Origin of the sequence: Pantoea sp. DY-17, from assembly GCF_019795975.1 — a bacterium.
GTDB lineage: Bacteria > Pseudomonadota > Gammaproteobacteria > Enterobacterales > Enterobacteriaceae > Pantoea > Pantoea leporis.
The window spans coordinates 988,138-1,006,334 of sequence record NZ_JAIMIG010000001.1 but is presented as its reverse complement, the minus strand read 5'-3'; the positions used below and the strand labels follow the sequence as shown (position 1 = coordinate 1,006,334).

16 protein-coding genes are annotated in these 18,197 nt (G+C 53.6%); 8 read left to right on the top strand and 8 right to left on the bottom strand.

Features of this window, described 5'->3' with window-relative positions; genetic code table 11:
* Positions 1–23 precede the first annotated feature (23 nt).
* From K5Y33_RS04820 to K5Y33_RS04805, 4 genes are all read right to left on the bottom strand, one after another.
* On the bottom strand, positions 24–320 hold the full coding sequence (locus K5Y33_RS04820) for a YnjH family protein (protein WP_137386880.1): 297 nt from the start codon (positions 318–320) through the stop codon (positions 24–26).
* Positions 320–2,242 carry a DNA topoisomerase III gene (locus K5Y33_RS04815; RefSeq protein ID WP_222233349.1) on the bottom strand — a complete coding sequence of 641 codons (1,923 nt, stop codon included), beginning with the start codon at positions 2,240–2,242 and terminating at the stop codon, positions 320–322. The genes K5Y33_RS04820 and K5Y33_RS04815 overlap by 1 nt, the downstream gene beginning before the upstream one ends.
* 21 nt (positions 2,243–2,263) lie before the next feature.
* Positions 2,264–3,307 (bottom strand): selenide, water dikinase SelD, encoded by a 1,044-nt coding sequence (gene selD, locus K5Y33_RS04810; RefSeq protein WP_217546479.1) that lies wholly within the window; start codon positions 3,305–3,307, stop codon positions 2,264–2,266.
* A gap of 153 nt (positions 3,308–3,460) precedes the next feature.
* The gene (locus tag K5Y33_RS04805; RefSeq protein WP_176970011.1) at positions 3,461–4,012 is read right to left on the bottom strand and encodes an NAD(P)H nitroreductase; all 552 of its coding nucleotides are present in this window, start codon (positions 4,010–4,012) and stop codon (positions 3,461–3,463) included.
* Positions 4,013–4,181: 169 nt separating this feature from the next.
* On the opposite strand from K5Y33_RS04805, the gene sppA reads away from it, so the two are divergent.
* From sppA to pncA, 3 genes are all read left to right on the top strand, one after another.
* Positions 4,182–6,041, top strand: coding sequence for a signal peptide peptidase SppA (gene sppA / locus K5Y33_RS04800; protein ID WP_222233348.1), 1,860 nt, complete (start codon positions 4,182–4,184; stop codon positions 6,039–6,041).
* An 85-nt stretch (positions 6,042–6,126) separates the two neighbouring features.
* Complete coding sequence (gene ansA / locus K5Y33_RS04795) at positions 6,127–7,140, top strand: asparaginase (RefSeq protein ID WP_101764219.1); 1,014 nt, start codon at positions 6,127–6,129, stop codon at positions 7,138–7,140.
* A 15-nt stretch (positions 7,141–7,155) separates the two neighbouring features.
* Positions 7,156–7,764: a bifunctional nicotinamidase/pyrazinamidase gene (gene pncA / locus K5Y33_RS04790; RefSeq protein WP_222233347.1), complete on the top strand. Its 609-nt coding sequence runs from the start codon at positions 7,156–7,158 to the stop codon at positions 7,762–7,764.
* A 36-nt stretch (positions 7,765–7,800) separates the two neighbouring features.
* Here the strand turns inward: pncA and K5Y33_RS04785 are convergent, their stop codons facing one another.
* Both K5Y33_RS04785 and msrB read right to left on the bottom strand, forming a co-directional pair.
* Positions 7,801–8,082, bottom strand: a complete 282-nt coding sequence (locus tag K5Y33_RS04785; protein WP_101764217.1) for a YeaC family protein — start codon at positions 8,080–8,082, stop codon at positions 7,801–7,803.
* 2 nt (positions 8,083–8,084) lie between these two features.
* Positions 8,085–8,495, bottom strand: a complete 411-nt coding sequence (msrB, locus tag K5Y33_RS04780; RefSeq protein ID WP_110866272.1) for a peptide-methionine (R)-S-oxide reductase MsrB — start codon at positions 8,493–8,495, stop codon at positions 8,085–8,087.
* Positions 8,496–8,833: 338 nt separating this feature from the next.
* Between msrB and gapA the strand changes: the two genes are divergently transcribed.
* Both gapA and K5Y33_RS04770 read left to right on the top strand, forming a co-directional pair.
* Positions 8,834–9,832, top strand: coding sequence for a glyceraldehyde-3-phosphate dehydrogenase (gene gapA / locus K5Y33_RS04775; protein WP_007889697.1), 999 nt, complete (start codon positions 8,834–8,836; stop codon positions 9,830–9,832).
* Between the two features lie 75 nt (positions 9,833–9,907).
* Positions 9,908–10,780, top strand: a complete 873-nt coding sequence (locus K5Y33_RS04770; protein ID WP_222233346.1) for a D-hexose-6-phosphate mutarotase — start codon at positions 9,908–9,910, stop codon at positions 10,778–10,780.
* A 23-nt stretch (positions 10,781–10,803) separates the two neighbouring features.
* On the opposite strand, the gene K5Y33_RS04765 is transcribed toward K5Y33_RS04770, so the two are convergent.
* Both K5Y33_RS04765 and K5Y33_RS04760 read right to left on the bottom strand, forming a co-directional pair.
* A complete protein-coding gene (locus K5Y33_RS04765) occupies positions 10,804–11,655 on the bottom strand; it encodes an aldo/keto reductase (protein WP_370634089.1) in 852 nt (283 codons plus the stop codon).
* Positions 11,656–11,735: 80 nt separating this feature from the next.
* Positions 11,736–12,485 (bottom strand): MipA/OmpV family protein, encoded by a 750-nt coding sequence (locus K5Y33_RS04760; RefSeq protein ID WP_110866275.1) that lies wholly within the window; start codon positions 12,483–12,485, stop codon positions 11,736–11,738.
* A 408-nt stretch (positions 12,486–12,893) separates the two neighbouring features.
* Between K5Y33_RS04760 and yeaG the strand changes: the two genes are divergently transcribed.
* From yeaG to K5Y33_RS04745, 3 genes are all read left to right on the top strand, one after another.
* A complete protein-coding gene (gene yeaG, locus K5Y33_RS04755; RefSeq protein WP_008110364.1) occupies positions 12,894–14,828 on the top strand; it encodes a protein kinase YeaG in 1,935 nt (644 codons plus the stop codon).
* A 91-nt stretch (positions 14,829–14,919) separates the two neighbouring features.
* Positions 14,920–16,197 carry a YeaH/YhbH family protein gene (locus K5Y33_RS04750; RefSeq protein ID WP_137385905.1) on the top strand — a complete coding sequence of 426 codons (1,278 nt, stop codon included), beginning with the start codon at positions 14,920–14,922 and terminating at the stop codon, positions 16,195–16,197.
* A gap of 230 nt (positions 16,198–16,427) precedes the next feature.
* Positions 16,428–18,155: a potassium/proton antiporter gene (locus tag K5Y33_RS04745; RefSeq protein WP_101764211.1), complete on the top strand. Its 1,728-nt coding sequence runs from the start codon at positions 16,428–16,430 to the stop codon at positions 18,153–18,155.
* The last annotated feature ends 42 nt before the right edge of the window (positions 18,156–18,197 follow it).

Below are 18,197 nucleotides of genomic sequence, written 5' to 3'. Positions count from 1 at the left end.
GTGGCGTCTAGCGCCACGCGCTTTTATTTGATGATCTTCCAGATAAGCGGATTGGTTCCTAATACCTTCTCATCCCTGCCGCACTGCAATAACACGCCTTCTGCTTTGACCACCGCACCTTCAGAATAACTGCGGTTCTCATAGGTACAGCACTGCATGCAATTGCTCTGACGATTGTTTTGCCCTTGTGTCCAAGCTTCTGGCGGCAGATCCACCACCACATCGGTATTGCCCATACGATTGTTTTCCGGCTGGCGGTTGGCCAGCGCCGAGGTGCTGCATAACAACAATCCGCCCAGCAACATCATTGCATAACGCATCACTCTGTCTCCTTGGTTTTGCGACGAGCCGTTTTCGGTTTGGCTTTCTTTTTGGCCCCAGGCGCTGTCAATCCGCGAAAGGCCTGTAACGACGGTCGCTGGCGTGCTTCACCAATCAGCCCAATCAAGGTGCTGACCAGCGGCTGCATAAACTCATCATAGCGACAAGACTTCTCGCTAATCCGGGTAAGCGTCGATTCCCATTGCGCCGTCATATCGGGCCGGGCGGCCATTTCTGGCAGTGCATGGATCAACGCCCTGCCCGCATCCGTCGAATGAATATAGCGGCCTTTTTTCACCAGGAAAGTGCGGCGGAACAGCAATTCGATAATGCCCGCACGCGTCGCTTCCGTACCTAAACCATCGGTTGCACGCAGCACTTTCTTTAATTCTTTATCCTGCACAAAGCGGGCGATGCCGGTCATCGCAGACAACAGCGTCGCATCGGTAAACGGACGCGGCGGTTGAGTCTGCTTCGCCAGCACTTCGCCGCGCTCGCACAGCAGCTCATCACCTTTAGCGACGACCGGCAGCGGCGTGCCATCGTTCTCCTCGTCACGCTCTTTACTGCCGAGCAGCGCACGCCAGCCGGCTTCGGCCAGAAAACGCGCTTTGGCGATAAATTTTCCGCCGCCGATATCAAGATCAATAACGCATTTGCGGAACACCGCATCCGGGCAAAACTGCATTAGATACTGGCGGGCGATCAATCCGTAAATATTGGCCTCATTTTCGGTCAGACTAACCTTACTGGCACGCGCAGTGGGAATGATGGCATGGTGCGCATCGACCTTTTTGTCGTCCCAGCAGCGGTTCTTCTGATCGGGATTGAAATCCGCTGGCGGTGTCAGATTGGGCTGATGCGCCTGAATGGCGTTCAGCACCGCATGGCGTCCGGCAAAGTGCTCATCGGGTAGATAGCGGCTATCGGAACGCGGGTAGGTGATCAGCTTATGGGTTTCATACAGCCGCTGACAGCAATCCAGTACGTTCTGCGCGCTGAGGCCAAAGCGCTTACCGGCTTCGATCTGCAGGCCAGAAAGCGAAAATGGCAGCGGTGCGGTATCGGATTCACGTTTGTCGTTATATCCGGTGACCAGCGCCGGCTTACCATTAATGCGCTCAAGCACGTGATCCGCCAGCGGACGATGCAGCAAACGCCCCTCTTCATCCTGCCACGGCTCGCAAGCATCGCTTGGCACCCATGTCGCGACAAAACGCTCGTCTTTTGGCGTGACGATGTGCGCTTTAACTTCGAAATAGTCCTTAGGGATAAAGTTTTCGATCTCTTCATCGCGGCGCACCACTAAACCCAGCACCGGCGTCTGCACGCGGCCAACCGACAGCACGCCGTCGTAACCGGCGTTACGGCCCAGCAAGGTAAAGGCGCGCGTCATGTTGATGCCGTACAGCCAGTCGGCGCGCGCACGCGCTAACGCAGACACACACAGCGGAATGAATTCGCGGTTCTCACGCAAGCGCCCAACCGCACGTTCAACCGCCGAGGGATTAAGATCGTTAATCAGGCAGCGCTGCACCGCTTTACGTTTCTCTGGTGCGAGCTGCAGGTAATCCAGCACTTCATCCACCAGCAGTTGACCTTCACGATCGGGGTCACCCGCATGCACCACCATGCTGGCTTGTTGCAGCAGGCCTTCAATCACTTTCAACTGCTTCGCTACGGATGAACGTGGCTGCAAGCGCCATTTTTCCGGAATAATCGGTAAATCAGCCAGATTCCAGCGCGCATAGCGGCTGTCATAACTGTCGGGCTGCGCCTGCTCCAGCAGGTGCCCAACACACCAGGTCACAACCTGGTCATTCCCGCAGGCAATATAGCCGTCTCCGCGTCGATGCGGTTTTGGCAACACGTCGGCAATCGCACGCGCTAAGCTGGGTTTTTCGGCAATAAACAAACGCATGGATGGCGTCGTTCCTTAACGTCAGGTAACTACGGTAATCAGTGGACGATCGGCTCTAGCGGCAAACAGTTCGCCAATCGACGTTGCTTGCACGCCTGCTGCAGAGGCGCAGCGCTGGAATGCCTCAATGGCGCTGGGTTGAACCGCCACCAGCAGACCACCGGAGGTTTGTGGATCGCACAGCAACGCGCGGGTGGCATCATCTAAGGGTGAAACCTGCTCGCCATAGCTGGCGAAGTTGCGGCTGGTGCCACCGGGCACCGCTCCCGCAGCGATATAGTCATCGACGCCCGCCAGGCGCGGTACCTGCGCTGCAATCACTTCGGCACGCAATCCTGAACCCTGGCAGATTTCACTTAAATGGCCGAGCAAGCCAAAACCGGTGACATCGGTCATCGCGCTGATGCCCGCCAGTTTGGCGAACTCCGCTCCGGCTTTATTCAGCTGGCACATCACATCGGCAGCCAGCGAACGGTGTTCAGGCCGCAGCAGGCCTTTTTTCTCCGCGGTAGTGAGAATGCCAATGCCTAAGGGTTTGGTGAGGAAAAGCTGACAACCGGCCTGCGCCGCGCTGTTCTTTTTCACCCGTGCCACATCGACGATACCGGTCACGGCCAGGCCGAAGATCGGCTCTGGTGCATCAATCGAATGGCCGCCCGCCAGGGCGATTCCCGCCGCCTGACAAGCGGCACGCCCGCCCTCGACCACCTGCTGCGCCACTTCCGGACTCAGTAGATTCACCGGCCAGCCTAATATAGCGATCGCCATGATTGGTTTCCCGCCCATGGCGTAGATATCGCTGATGGCGTTAGTGGCGGCGATACGACCAAAGGTAAAAGGATCGTCGACGATCGGCATAAAGAAGTCGGTGGTGCTTACCACCGCAGTACCGTTGCCGAGATCGTAGACTGCAGCATCATCACGCGTTTCATTGCCAACCAGCAGTTGCGGATCGTGAAACGGACTGAGCTCACTGCGCAGAATGGTTTCCAACACCTGTGGCGAAATCTTGCACCCACAACCCGCACCGTGGCTGTATTGCGTTAAACGAACAGGTTCACTCATGGCGACTTCCTTATGCGATGAACAGAAGGCGCTATGTTAGCCTGGCTGTCAGTTGGGAGTAAGTGTTGCACGACCTAACCTCGATCTTTCGCACAGGCTCTGTGCAATCTTTGCAACGGCGCCTAACCTGCCGCAAAAGTCCAGCATTGTCTGTCAGAAATAACTGACAAACTGCGCGGTGTCCGGCGCAACCACGGTGGTGTTGGCTTTCAACTGTGGCGTGCCGAGATAGAGGAAACCAACAATCGCATCTTGCTCGCGGCAGCCAAAGGCTTCGCGCACGGACGGATGATCGGTCCACGGACCGCTGCGCCAGATGCCATTAAAACCTTGCGCCACTGCGGCCATCTGCATCGCCATCACTGCACAGCTGGCAGAAGCCAGTTGCTCCCACTGCGGCACTTTGGCGTTCTCTTCACAATGCGCCACCACGGTGATGATCATCGGCGCGCGAAAAGGCGCGGAAGCTGCTTTGTCGATCGCCTTCTGCTCAAGGTTGCTGTCACGCGCGGCCTGTTCCAGCAAATTAGCAAAGCGCTCGCGCCCCTCATTTTCGACAATAATGAAACGCCATGGCTGCAGCGTACCGTGATCGGGGGCGCGCATCGCGGCGTGCAGAATATTTTGCAACGCTTCACCTGCCGGAGCCGGTTCTGCCAGGCGAGACGCCGAGCGGCGATTAACTAATAAATCCAATGCATCCATTATTCTTCTCCCGTGAATAAAAAGCGTGGGCTAATCCTGGCACAGCACGATCTTTTGTAACAGTCTGGCGCGATTTCCTGCTGACTTTTCGCACGCCGCTCTTTAGGATGAACCCGACATCGGGGCAGACCGCGTGCTGGCTGCCCTGCTACGTGAATATGGAGAGTTTATGCGCACTTTGTGGCGAATTATTTCCGGTCTGTTCCGCTGGACCTGGCGGGTACTGAATTTTATTCGGGAATTTATTCTTAATTTATTTCTTATTGTTTTGATCCTGGCGGGCGTCGGGATTTGGCTGCAGGTTTCCAGTTCCAACAACAGTGAGCCTGTACAGCAAGGCGCATTGAAAATCGATCTGAGTGGAGTGCTGGTCGATAAACCTTCCGTCAGCAATCGTCTAAGTCGTATCAGCCGTCAACTGTTAGGCGCAAATAGCGATCGCCTGCAGGAGAATTCCCTGTTCGATGTCGTCGATGCGATCCGCCAGGCAAAAACCGATAAAAACATCACTGGCATCGTGCTGGAGCTGCGTGACTTTGCCGGTGGCGATCAACCTTCGCTGCAATATGTGGGTAAAGCACTGCGCGAATTCCGTGACGCCGGCAAACCTATTTATGCAGTCGGCGACAGTTACAGCCAGGCGCAATACTACATCGCCAGTTACGCCAACAAGGTGTATCTCTCACCTCAGGGCACGGTCGATCTACACGGTTTCGCCACCAATGGTCTGTACTACAAGACTTTGCTGGAAAAGCTGAAAGTTAACTCGCATGTCTTCCGCGTAGGCACTTATAAGTCTGCGGTCGAGCCGTTCCTGCGTGACGATATGTCACCAGAAGCACGCGACGCTGATGGGCGCTGGATCGGCCAGCTGTGGCAGAATTACCTGAATACTGTGGCAGCCAATCGTCAGATCACACCAGAACAGCTGTTCCCGGGCGCAGCCGGCATCATTAGCGGCCTGCAAGCGGTGCAAGGTGATACCGCGAAATATGCGCTGAATAATAAATTGGTGGATGTACTGGATACGCGTGCAGCCGCCGATCAGGAACTGGTGAAAACCTTCGGCTGGGATAAGGCGAATAATGATTACCGTAGCGTGAGTATCTACGATTACACCGTTAAACAGCCGCCGCAGAGTCAGGATGGCAATATCGCCGTGATCCTTGCCAGCGGTGCGATTATGGACGGTGAAGAGAGCGCCGGAAACGTCGGCGGGGACACCACGGCGTCGCAAATCCGCGATGCGCGCCTGGATGCTAAAATCAAAGCCATTGTGTTGCGCGTCAACAGCCCTGGCGGCAGCGTCACGGCATCGGAAGCGATTCGTGAAGAGCTGGCGGCAGCCCACGATGCGGGTAAACCGGTGGTGGTCTCAATGGGCGGCATGGCGGCTTCGGGCGGTTACTGGATTTCAACGCCTGCTGATTACATCGTGGCGGCACCCAGCACGCTGACCGGTTCCATCGGGATCTTTGGCGTGATTAACACCGTTGAAAACAGCCTGAGTTCGGTGGGGGTACACACTGACGGCGTTGCCACATCACCGCTGGCGGACGTCGCTACCACCAAAGCGCTGCCAACTGAAGTGCAGCAGCTGATGCAGCTGACCATTGAGAACGGCTATCGTAATTTCGTTGGCCTGGTGGCGACCTCGCGTCACAAAACGCCTGAGGAAATCAATGCGATTGCGCAGGGTCACGTCTGGACCGGTAGCGATGCGAAAGCCAATGGTTTGGTCGATGCGTTGGGAGACTTTGACGATGCCGTGGCGAAAGCTGCTGAGCTGGCGAAAGTCGCTAAGCCGGAGTTGAGCTGGTATCAGGACGATCCGGGCATGATCGATCTGCTGCTGAATCAGATGAACGCGTCGGTTCAGGCGGTGTTGCCGGCTGCGCTGAAAGTCTGGCTGCCTGCGCCAATGCTGGACGTAATGAGCGCAATGAAACAGCAACCTGGCTTACTGAATAACCTCAACGATCCGCAAAATCGCTACGCTTTCTGCCTGAACTGCGGCAACGTACGCTAATCTTTACAGCCCGGCCGCTGGTTGGGCTGCTTTTCGTTCGCAATCCCCTTATACTGCGCGTTTTACGGCAAGTCTGAGTTCCTTCATGCAAAAGAAAAATATCTACGTAGCCTACACCGGCGGCACCATCGGGATGCAGCGCTCTGCGCAGGGTTACATTCCGGTATCGGGTCATCTGCAACAGCAGCTGGCAAACATGCCCGAATTCCATCGGCCTGAAATGCCGGATTTCACCATCCATGAATATCAGCCGCTGATGGACTCCTCGGACATGACGCCGCAGGATTGGCAATCGATTGCGAACGATATTAAGCAAAACTACGATCGTTACGATGGCTTTGTAATTTTGCATGGTACCGACACCATGGCCTTCACCGCTTCGGCGCTCTCCTTTATGCTGGAGAACCTCGCTAAGCCGGTGATTGTCACCGGCTCGCAAATTCCCCTGGCAGAATTGCGTTCTGATGGGCAGCAAAACCTGCTGAACTCGCTGTATGTGGCGGCCAATTATCCGATCAGTGAAGTTGCCCTGTTTTTCAATAACACGCTGTTCCGCGGCAACCGTACCACTAAGGCACATGCTGACGGCTTTAATGCCTTCGCATCGCCAAACCTAGCGCCCTTGCTGGAAGCGGGTATTCATATCCGCCGGTTAAACACCCCGCCCGCACCGCAAGGTCACGGCGAGCTGATTGTGCATCCGATAACACCACAGCCGATTGGCGTGGTGACGATTTATCCGGGTATTTCTGCCGACGTGGTGGGTAATTTCCTGCGTCAGCCGGTGAAAGCCTTGATCCTGCGCTCTTACGGCGTTGGCAACGCGCCGCAAAATGCCGAGTTCCTTTCGGAACTGCAACAGGCCAGCGATCGCGGCATCGTGGTGGTGAATCTGACACAGTGTATGTCCGGCAAAGTGAATATGGGCGGCTATGCCACCGGCAATGCGCTTGAGCATGCGGGCGTGATCAGCGGCTTTGATCTCACCGTTGAGGCCACATTAACCAAACTGCATTTTTTATTGAGTCAGAACCTTACCAGCGCGGAAATTCGTGCCAAAATGCAGCAGAATTTACGCGGCGAACTGACCGAAGATTGATACGGAGCGAAACCAATGAAGCGGGCATTGATAATCATCGATATTCAGAACGATTTTTGCCCCGGCGGCCCAATGGCGGTGCGTGAGGGTGACCAAACGGTTGCCGTCGCCAATCGATTTGCGCGTGAGTTTCACGATCGGGGTGAATGCGTGGTGGCATTGCAAGACTGGCATCCAACCAATCACGGCAGTTTCGCCTCGATCTCCGGCGAGCCGGTCTACACGCTCGGCGAATTAAACGGTTTAGCGCAGATCTGGTGGCCCGATCACGGTATTGAGAATTCTGTCGGGGCGGATTTTCATCCCGATCTCGATCGCTCTCTGATAGATGCCGTGTTCCATAAAGGGGGCGATGTTGAGGTGGATAGCTACAGCGCCTTCTTTGATAACGGCCATCGACGCAAGACAGAACTCGACAGTTGGCTGCGCGAGCGCGGCATTAGCGATTTAGTGATGTTGGGTATTGCGACCGATTACTGCGTCAAATACAGCGTGCTGGATGCGCTGGAGTTAGGTTACAACGTGGAGGTGGTTAAAGAGGGCTGCCGCGGTGTGAACCTGAATCCGGATGACAGTGAAATTGCTTTCGCTCAGATGGAAGCACAAGGTGCGGTATTAATCTGAAAATAAGGGGCTGGTGAGAACCAGCCCTTTTGATTTTTAGTGCAGGTTGATGCGCGTGACGTCGGGCTCAATGCCAAACTCTTCTTTCAGCTGTTTCTTCGATTTCATCACCATATCCCCACCTTTGCTAATGGTCATATGTTGCGGATCGTCATTGTGGCGAGCCTGCCACAACATCACCAGCTGCAGACAATTCTCTTTCTGCTCTGGCGTCAGCGCGACGCCATCTGGCCATTTGCCGATTTCAACCGCCGTGGAGAGCCGCTCGTACACTTCCGGCGTCATCGCCTCCAGCATCGCTTCCAGTTCCTGTTTCATGCTTAGCCCTCTTGCTGATTGCCCTGCTCATCAGTGAAGTTTAGCGAGGCGGAGTTCACGCAGTAGCGCTCGCCGCTCGGTTGTGGGCCATCCGGGAACACATGTCCCAAATGCGCATCACAGTTGCCACAGCGAATCTCAACCCGGTGCATGCCGTGTGAATCATCTTCCAGATAGCGGATAGCGTCGTCACTGAAAGGCTGATAGAAACTTGGCCAGCCACAGCCTGAATCGTATTTGGTTTCGGAGAGAAACAGCGGCGAATTACAAACTAAGCAGTGGTAAATCCCTTCCTGCTTGTTGTGCAGCAAGGCGCCCGAGAAAGGGGGCTCCGTTCCACGATGCTGAGTGACATAGCGCTGCATTTCGGAAAGCTGCGCAATTTTTGCGTCGGGTGCGGTGTCTTTAGCCATTTTGAGTTCCGGAGTGTCATTCTGAAAAAATCGACTAGTATTCTAACAAACGTACAACATCTATCGGGTCTTTTTTCGTGCTAACGCCTCCGACATCTGTTCCACAGCACGATTTTGTGATGGCGATCACCCTTTGTAAAAGTCATCCCTTTTCAGCCCGCATTCGGCGTAACATAGGCGCGCAATAAGGGTGCTGCGTAAGCGATTGCGCAACGAATTATTCCTGGTGTTGGAATTGACCTGTCGCAACAATTGACACGATTCCGCTTGACGCCTGGTAAGGTTTTTGTAATTTTACAGCCAACCTTTTATTCACTAACAAATAGCTGGTGGAATATATGACTATCAAAGTAGGTATTAACGGTTTTGGCCGTATCGGTCGCATCGTTTTCCGTGCTGCGCAGCAGCGTTCTGACATCGAAATCGTCGCGATCAACGATCTGCTCGACGCCGATTACATGGCATACATGCTGAAGTATGACTCTACTCACGGTCGTTTTGACGGCACTGTAGAAGTGAAAGACGGTGCACTGATTGTTAACGGTAAGAAAATCCGTGTTACCGCTGAGAAAGACCCGGCTAATCTGAAGTGGGACGAAGTGGGTGTTGACGTTGTTGCTGAAGCGACCGGTATCTTCCTGACCGACGAAACTGCACGTAAACACATCACCGCTGGCGCGAAGAAAGTGGTTCTGACTGGTCCATCTAAAGACAGCACCCCGATGTTCGTACGTGGCGCTAACTTTGACAAATATGCTGGCCAGGACATCGTTTCTAACGCGTCTTGCACCACTAACTGCCTGGCTCCACTGGCTAAAGTTATCAACGACAACTTCGGTATCGTTGAAGGTCTGATGACCACCGTTCACGCGACCACCGCGACGCAGAAAACCGTTGATGGCCCGTCTCACAAAGACTGGCGCGGCGGCCGTGGCGCAGCGCAGAACATCATCCCATCTTCTACCGGTGCAGCTAAAGCAGTTGGCGTTGTTCTGCCAGAGCTGAACGGCAAACTGACCGGTATGGCGTTCCGCGTTCCTACTCCAAACGTGTCTGTTGTTGACCTGACTGTTCGCCTGGAAAAACCAGCGACCTACAAAGAAATTTGTGCAGTGATCAAAGCTGAGTCAGAAGGCAAAATGAAAGGCGTTCTGGGCTACATTGAAGACGACGTGGTTTCTACCGACTTCAACGGCGAAACCCTGACTTCAGTATTCGATGCTAAAGCAGGTATCGCTCTGAATGACAACTTCGTGAAACTGGTTTCCTGGTACGATAACGAAACTGGCTACTCACATAAAGTTCTCGATCTGATTGCACTGGTTGCTTCTAAGTAAGCTAACCGGCTAAACGGACAAGGGGTGACTTCGGTCGCCCCTTTTTTTCGACTGGATAAAATAGAAGGTCTGACCATGCAAGATACGCTTTATACCCTTCCGGTAGTGAATCAAATCACCCCTTATCTGTCACAGCGTCAGCAGGGTGATTTGCCAATTGTGGTAATCAGCCATCCTAAAGTGCGTGCGGCGATTGCCCTGCAAGGTGCGCATCTGCTTTCGTGGCAGCCTAGCGGTCAAAAACCGGTGATTTGGCTCAGTGAAAAGACCCCATTTATCTCTGGTAAAGCAATCCGCGGCGGCGTGCCTATTTGCTGGCCGTGGTTCGGTCCGGCAGGTGAACCGGCGCACGGTTTTGCACGCAATATGCCGTGGACGCTGACCGCCCATGACGAAAACGAAGATGCGGTAATGCTGACTTTTACGCTGGAAAGCAACGCACAAACCAAAAAGCTCTGGCCACACGATTTCACCCTGCTCGCTCGCTTCCGGATTGCTGAGCATTGTGAAATTGAGCTGGAAGCTTACGGCGACTATGAAGCCACCGCAGCGCTGCACAGCTACTTCCAGATTGCGGATATCTCTCAGGTCGAAGTGAGCGGATTGGGTAACAGCTTTATTGATAAGGTTAACGATAATGCGATTGGCGCATCCGACGGCAAGCAAACCTATCCCAACCGCGTGGATCGTATTCACACCGCAGCGGATGACTGCAGCGTGATTCACGATAAAGCGGGCAAACGCCAGATTGAAGTCTATCACCACTATCAGAGTGACGTTGTCACGTGGAATCCAGGTCCGGAGTTATCATGCAGCATGGGGGACATGCCAAATGAAGGCTATAAAACCATGGTGTGCGTGGAAACGGCGCGCATTAGTAAGCCGCTAAAAAGCGCGGGCGAATCCCCTGCGCGTTTAGGCACCACGATGCGTATCGTTAATAAGTAATAAAATGCGGCGCCGTTGCGCCGCTAAACCACATCTAATGCAGTTTTAGATTGAGGCGCAGGAAACGCCCGATCAATGATGCTCAGCTCTTCATTAGTCAGATTGATACTTAGCGCGGCCGCGTTTTGCTGCACATGTGAAACGCTGCTGGCTTTAGGAATGGCCAAAACACCTTGCTGACGGATCACCCAAGCCAATAGCATTTGCGCCACGCTGATGCCCTTCTGTTGTGCAATCTGTTGAAGACCCGCATCGTCAAACAGCGCCTGTCGCAGTCGTCCAGCCTGCGCTAACGGGCAATAGGCCATAATCGGTATCTCGCGCTGCTGACACTGCGGCAACAAATCGTACTCGATCCCGCGTGACGCTAAGTGGTACAGCACCTGATTGGTTAAACAGGATTTGCCGCCGGGCTCTTGCCACAGTTCCAGCATATCGTCATGGTCAAAGTTCGAGACGCCCCAATGGCGGATTTTGCCCTGCTGCTGCAAGGATTCCATCGCGCGAATGGTTTCTTCTAAGGGCACATTGCCACGCCAGTGCAGCAGGTAGAGATCGAGGTAATCGGTTTGCAGACGGCGCAGACTGCGCTCGCAGGCCTCGATAGCATCGACTTCACCGGCATTCCAGGGATACACCTTCGATACCAGCCAGGCTTGATCGCGACGGCCGCGTAACGCTTCGCCGACCACCTCTTCGGCAGCGCCTTCCGCATACATTTCCGCCGTGTCGATAACCTTAAGTCCAAGATCTAAACCCGCCTGCAGTGCGCCCACTTCCTGGCTGCGCAGCGCTGCATTCTCACCCATATACCAGGTTCCCTGGCCAATAGCGGGTAAAGCTGATTCACCGTGAAATTGGATAGTCTTCATCACTCCTCCTGTTGTGCTGATATGGGGCTCTGAATTGGTGCAATGTAAGAAAAACGCCTCATTACGAGGCGTTTATTTAATCGTCAGAAGCTGTAACTGATGCCGGTCCAGAGTGTGAACTGGCCACTCTTATCGACCATCGGGCTGTCTTTGATTTCGCTGTCGAAGCGCGTGTAACGACCAGACAAGCTGGCGTTCCAGCTTTGGCTGATTTGGTAGCTGGCATTCATCTCGACATACGGCGACCAGCTGTCGTCTGGATGATACTCAGCGATGCCGGTTCGCGCACTTTCATGGGATGAAACACCGTAGTAATAACGGTTCTGATTGGCGCTGTTCCACATTGCACCAATGCCCGGCGTCAGGCTGAATGCGCCGAAATCAAAGCGATATAGATAGGTGAGATCCCAGATTAAACCATTGCTGTTATTGAGCACATCACCCAGCAGAGCGGTGCGCACGATACCCCAATCGGCAACGTGGCGATAGTTGGCGCCGGCCATCAGCGTCATACGGCGCTTATCCAGCGCTTTCATGTCACCCAAATCGTTGTCTTTCGGATCGTACTGCTGCGGCGATCCCAGCACCGTCAGCGACAGCTGATTCTGCGGGTCTTTCCACAGGTAATAGCCGCCTTGCAGGCTGCGGAACCAGAAGTTTTCACCTTCATAATTAATCACCGGAATCGGCAGATAGCGGTCTTGTCCGCCCCGATAAGGTGACTGCGCATAAATCACCGAAGCGCCAAGAGATAAGGGTTCTGCATGAGTGCCGAACGCCGCAAAATAACAAGGAATAGCCAGAGTAAGCGCTTTAAGTTTGAATTGGTTCACAATTTATTCAGTCCATTAATATAACAATCACACGCAGAGTCTAACCAAATTTTTGCTATCGGTTAACGTTCAATGATGCTCTCTAACCAGCATAGCGAAATATTCTCAGTGTCTTCATCGCTCTCACGGCTTAGGTTGATTGCCTCAGTGCTTATGAGACTTTGTTATTGATATATCGCCGAATAAGGAGAAAAGTGGCTGCAGGTTTTCTGAATGCCTTCTACAGTTAAATGTAAGACGAGACTTTTTTGTACGAGCAGAGTAACCATAAGAATTGTGTATCCCGATAAAAAAACGTCAGGTTGGCATAAGGGTTGCTGTACTCAATAAAGAATATCTTCCGGGAGCTGCTACAAACTTTTATTACGCTCCTTTACCTGTGCTAAAAACGAAAGGACGGGCATCGCTATGAATATATTCGATCACTATCGTCAGCGTTATGAAGCTGCCAAGGACGAAGAGTTCTCATTGCAGGAATTCCTCGCCATCTGTAAACAGGATCGCAGTGCATACGCCAACGCTGCCGAGCGACTATTAATGGCCATCGGTGAGCCGGTGATGGTTGACACTGCGCAAGAGCCTCGCCTTTCCCGAATCTTCTCCAACCGTGTCATGGGACGCTACCCGGCCTTCGAAGAGTTTTACGGTATGGAGGAAGCGATTGAGCAAATCGTCTCCTACCTGAAACACGCCGCGCAGGGTTTGGAAGAGAAGAAACAGATCCTTTACTTACTGGGCCCGGTGGGTGGCGGTAAATCCTCATTGGCTGAGCGCCTGAAAGCGCTGATGCAGCGTGTGCCGATCTATGTGCTGAGCGCCGACGGCGAGCGCAGCCCGGTAAACGATCATCCGCTCTGCCTGTTTAACCCTCAGGAAGACGCCAATATTCTGGAAAAAGAGTATGGCGTGCCGCGGCGTTATCTGGGCACCATCATGTCGCCCTGGGCGGCGAAACGCCTGCATGAGTTTGGCGGCGATATCACCCGCTTCAAAGTGGTGAAAGTGTGGCCGTCAATTCTGGAGCAGGTAGCAATTGCCAAAACAGAACCAGGCGATGAGAACAACCAGGATATCTCTGCGTTGGTCGGTAAAGTGGATATCCGTAAACTGGAAAATCACGCGCAAAACGATCCTGACGCATACGGCTATTCAGGTGCCCTTTGCCGCGCAAACCAAGGCGTGATGGAATTCGTTGAGATGTTTAAAGCACCGATTAAAGTGTTGCATCCGCTGCTGACCGCCACGCAGGAAGGTAACTACAACGGTACCGAAGGGATCTCTGCCCTGCCGTTCAACGGCATCATTCTGGCGCACTCTAACGAATCAGAATGGGTCACCTTCCGTAATAACAAAAACAATGAGGCCTTCCTCGACCGTGTTTACATCGTCAAAGTGCCTTATTGCCTACGCGTTTCCGAAGAGATCAAGATCTATAACAAACTGTTGGATCACAGTGAGTTGACCACTGCGCCATGCGCGCCGGGCACGCTGGAAACCCTGGCCCGCTTCTCGATTCTGTCGCGTTTGAAAGAGCCGGAAAACTCCAGCATCTACTCCAAAATGCGCGTCTATGATGGCGAAAGCCTGAAAGATACGGATCCAAAAGCCAAATCCTGGCAGGAGTATCACGATTACGCGGGCGTTGATGAGGGCATGAACGGTCTTTCAACCCGCTTCGCGTTTAAAATCCTGTCGCGCGTGTTCAACTTCGACCATGCCGAAGTAGCGGCCAACCCGGTGCATCTGTTCTACGTACTGGAGCAGCAAATTGAGCGCGAGCAGTTCCCACAGGATCAAGCCGAGAAGTATCTGGAGCACCTGAAAGGCTATTTGATTCCAAAATACGCCGAGTTTATCGGTAAAGAGATTCAGACCGCGTATCTGGAGTCCTACTCTGAATACGGTCAAAACATCTTTGATCGCTACGTCACCTACGCTGATTTCTGGATTCAGGATCAAGAGTACCGCGATCCTGACACCGGACAGCTGTTTGACCGCGAATCGCTGAACGCCGAGCTGGAAAAGATCGAGAAACCTGCCGGGATCAGTAATCCGAAAGATTTCCGTAACGAGATTGTCAACTTTGTGCTGCGTGCCCGTGCGCAGAATAGCGGACGCAATCCGAACTGGACCAGCTACGAAAAACTGCGCACGGTCATCGAGAAGAAAATGTTCTCGAACACCGAAGAGTTGCTGCCGGTGATTTCGTTCAATACCAAAACCTCAACGGACGAGCAGAAAAAACACGATGATTTTGTCGATCGCATGATGGAAAAAGGCTATACCCGCAAGCAAGTACGCCTGCTGTGCGAATGGTATCTGCGCGTGCGTAAATCTTCATAATCGTTATCTGTAAGCGTCGCGGCGCTTCGGTGCTGCAACAGGAGGCCGGGTTTTCCCGGCCTAAGCTTGCAATGCAGTTTGGGGGATTTTTATGGCCTATTTTATCGATCGGCGTCTCAACGGTAAGAACAAAAGCGCCGTCAATCGGCAGCGCTTTCTGCGCCGTTATAAGTCGCAAATCAAGCAATCGATCTCCGAGGCCATCAACAAGCGTTCGGTGACCGATGTCGAGAGCGGCGAATCGGTCTCGATTCCAATTGACGATATTAATGAACCGAGCTTCCATCAGGGCCGCGGCGGCAGCCGTCATCGCGTGCATCCTGGGAATGACCATTTCGTGCAAAACGATCGCATTGAACGTCCGCAAGGTGGCGGCGGCAGCGGCGGTAGCGGCCAGGGCAACGCCAGTCAGGATGGTGAAGGCCAGGACGAATTCAGCTTCCAGATATCTAAAGATGAATATCTCGATCTTCTGTTCGAAGATTTGGCGTTGCCGAACCTGCGCAAGAATCAGCATCGGCAGTTAAACGAGTACAAAACCCATCGCGCGGGCTACACCTCAAACGGTACGCCGGCTAATATCAGCGTGGTGCGCTCGCTGCAGAACTCGCTGGCTCGTCGTACGGCGATGACGGCGGGTAAACGCCGCATGTTAAACGAACTGGAAGCTACGCTATCCGAAGTGGAAACCAGCGAACCGGCGCAGTTACTGGAAGAGGAGCGTTTACGTAAAGAGATCGCTGAGTTGCGCGCGCGCATCGACCGCGTGCCGTTTATCGATACCTTTGACCTGCGCTACAAAAACTTCGAGAAGCGACCAGAACCTTCAAGCCAGGCCGTGATGTTCTGCCTGATGGACGTGTCTGGTTCGATGGATCAAGCCACCAAAGATATGGCGAAGCGTTTCTACATTCTGCTGTATCTGTTCCTGAGCCGTACTTACAAGAACGTCGACGTGGTGTACATCCGGCATCACACTCAGGCGAAAGAGGTCGACGAACAGGAGTTCTTCTACTCGCAGGAAACGGGCGGCACCATTGTTTCCAGTGCACTGAAGTTAATGGATGAGGTGGTTAAAGAGCGTTATGACCCGTCACAGTGGAACATCTATGCGGCGCAAGCGTCGGATGGTGATAACTGGGCCGATGATTCACCGCTCTGCCACGAGATCTTAGCCAAACATATTCTGCCGGTTGTGCGTTATTACAGCTATATCGAGATCACGCGTCGCGCGCATCAGACCTTATGGCGCGAGTATGAACATCTGCAGGCAATGTTTGATAACTTCGCAATCCAACATATTCGCGAGCCAGAAGACATCTATCCGGTATTTAGAGAACTTTTCCACAAACAGGCTGCAGAAGCCTGATTTTATAAGCCGGTCACTGACCGGCTTTTTCTTTGCAGCAGCCCGACTCACTTCGCGCCATTTCCTGTTGTTTTTTCATACAAATTTAGCTGTGTATGGGATGCGGCCCCACAGAATGAAAAAATGTGCAATTAAGCGCTGACAAGCTATTGATAAGGCATTATCTTTCCACCTTGTCTGTGTGAATCGCCCGCAGTTTGTCTTTTTTGCCCCGCCGCAGGAGAACGCCGTTGAATACCAGCATGATTTACAGTTTGTTCATTATTGGGTCCGTGCTGGTAGCAGCAAGTATTTTGCTCAGTTCCTTTTCCTCACGCCTTGGCATTCCGATTCTGGTGATCTTCCTCGCTCTCGGCATGTTGGCCGGGATTGATGGTATCGGTGGCATCGCCTTTGATAACTATCCCGTCGCCTATCTGGTCTCCAACCTCGCTCTAGCCATCATCTTGCTTGATGGCGGGATGCGCACCAAAGCGTCTTCGCTAAAGGTGGCGCTCGGCCCGGCATTATCGCTGGCGACGGTTGGCGTGATGATCACCGCAGGGTTAACCGGCGTTGCCGCTGCCTGGCTGTTTAAGCTCGATCTGATGCAGGGCTTTCTGATTGGCGCGATTATCGGTTCTACCGATGCCGCCGCCGTATTTTCGCTGCTGGGTGATAAAGGCCTCAACGAACGTGTCAGCTCTACGCTGGAAATTGAATCCGGCAGCAACGATCCGATGGCGGTGTTTCTCACCATCACGCTGATCGACATGATTCAGCAAGGCCAGTCCGGCCTGAGCTGGATGTTTGTGGTGCATCTGGTGCAGCAGTTTGGTCTTGGCATCGTATTAGGCCTGGGCGGCGGCTGGGCGCTGCAGCAGTTGATTAACCGTATCAATCTGGCGCAGGGTTTATATCCGCTGCTGGCGGTGAGTGGCGGCATCATCGTGTTTGCGCTCACCACCGTGATGGAAGGCAGCGGCATTCTGGCGGTGTATCTTTGCGGCTTCCTGCTGGGCAACAGCCCGATTCGCAACCGCCACGGTATTTTGCAAACCTTTGACGGCATGGCATGGCTGAGCCAAATCGGCATGTTCATTGTGCTGGGCTTGCTGGTGACACCCTCCGATTTGTGGCACATCGCGGTGCCGGCGATGATTCTGTCGCTGTGGTTGATTCTGGTAGCGCGCCCGCTGTCGATTCTGGTTGGTCTGTTACCGTTCAAAGGCTTCACCGGACGCGAACGTATCTTCATCAGTTGGGTGGGCTTACGTGGCGCAGTGCCGATCATCCTCGCCGTATTTCCGATGATGGCCGGGCTGGAGAACGCCAAGCTCTACTTCAACATCGCTTTCTTTGTAGTGTTGGTGTCGTTGATGCTGCAAGGTACCTCGCTGGGCTATGCCGCCAAACGCGCCAAAGTGGTGGTGCCACCAACCGCCTCGCCGATTAGCCGGGTTGGGCTGGATATCCATCCGGAGAATCCGTGGGAACAATTTATTTACCAGCTGAGCGCCGACAAATGGTGCGTCGGCGCAGCGCTGCGTGATTTACAGATGCCGCGCGAAACCCGCATCGCCGCCCTGTTCCGGGATAACGCGTTAATGCATCCCAACGGCAATACGCGCCTGAAAGAAGGCGATGTGCTGTGTGTGATTGGCCGTGAACGCGACCTCCCCGCCTTAGGTAAAATGTTCAGCCAATCGCCGCCGGTATCGCTGGATCAACGCTTCTTCGGCGACTTTATTCTGGATGCCGAAGCGCGCCTACGCGACGTGGCGCAAATTTACGGCCTGGAGTTAGATGAACAGACCAACGATCAGCAGTCGCTTGGACAGCTGGTAATGAGTTTGCTCGGCAGCACGCCGGTGGTTGGCGATCAGGTGGAATGGAAGCAGTTAACCTGGACGGTGGCAGAAAAAGAAGATAACCAGATTGTGAAAGTTGGCGTGCGCGTCAGTGAAGACAAGGATTAATCCGAGGCTTTATCGCTCGTAAACTGCGTGTGAACGACTATG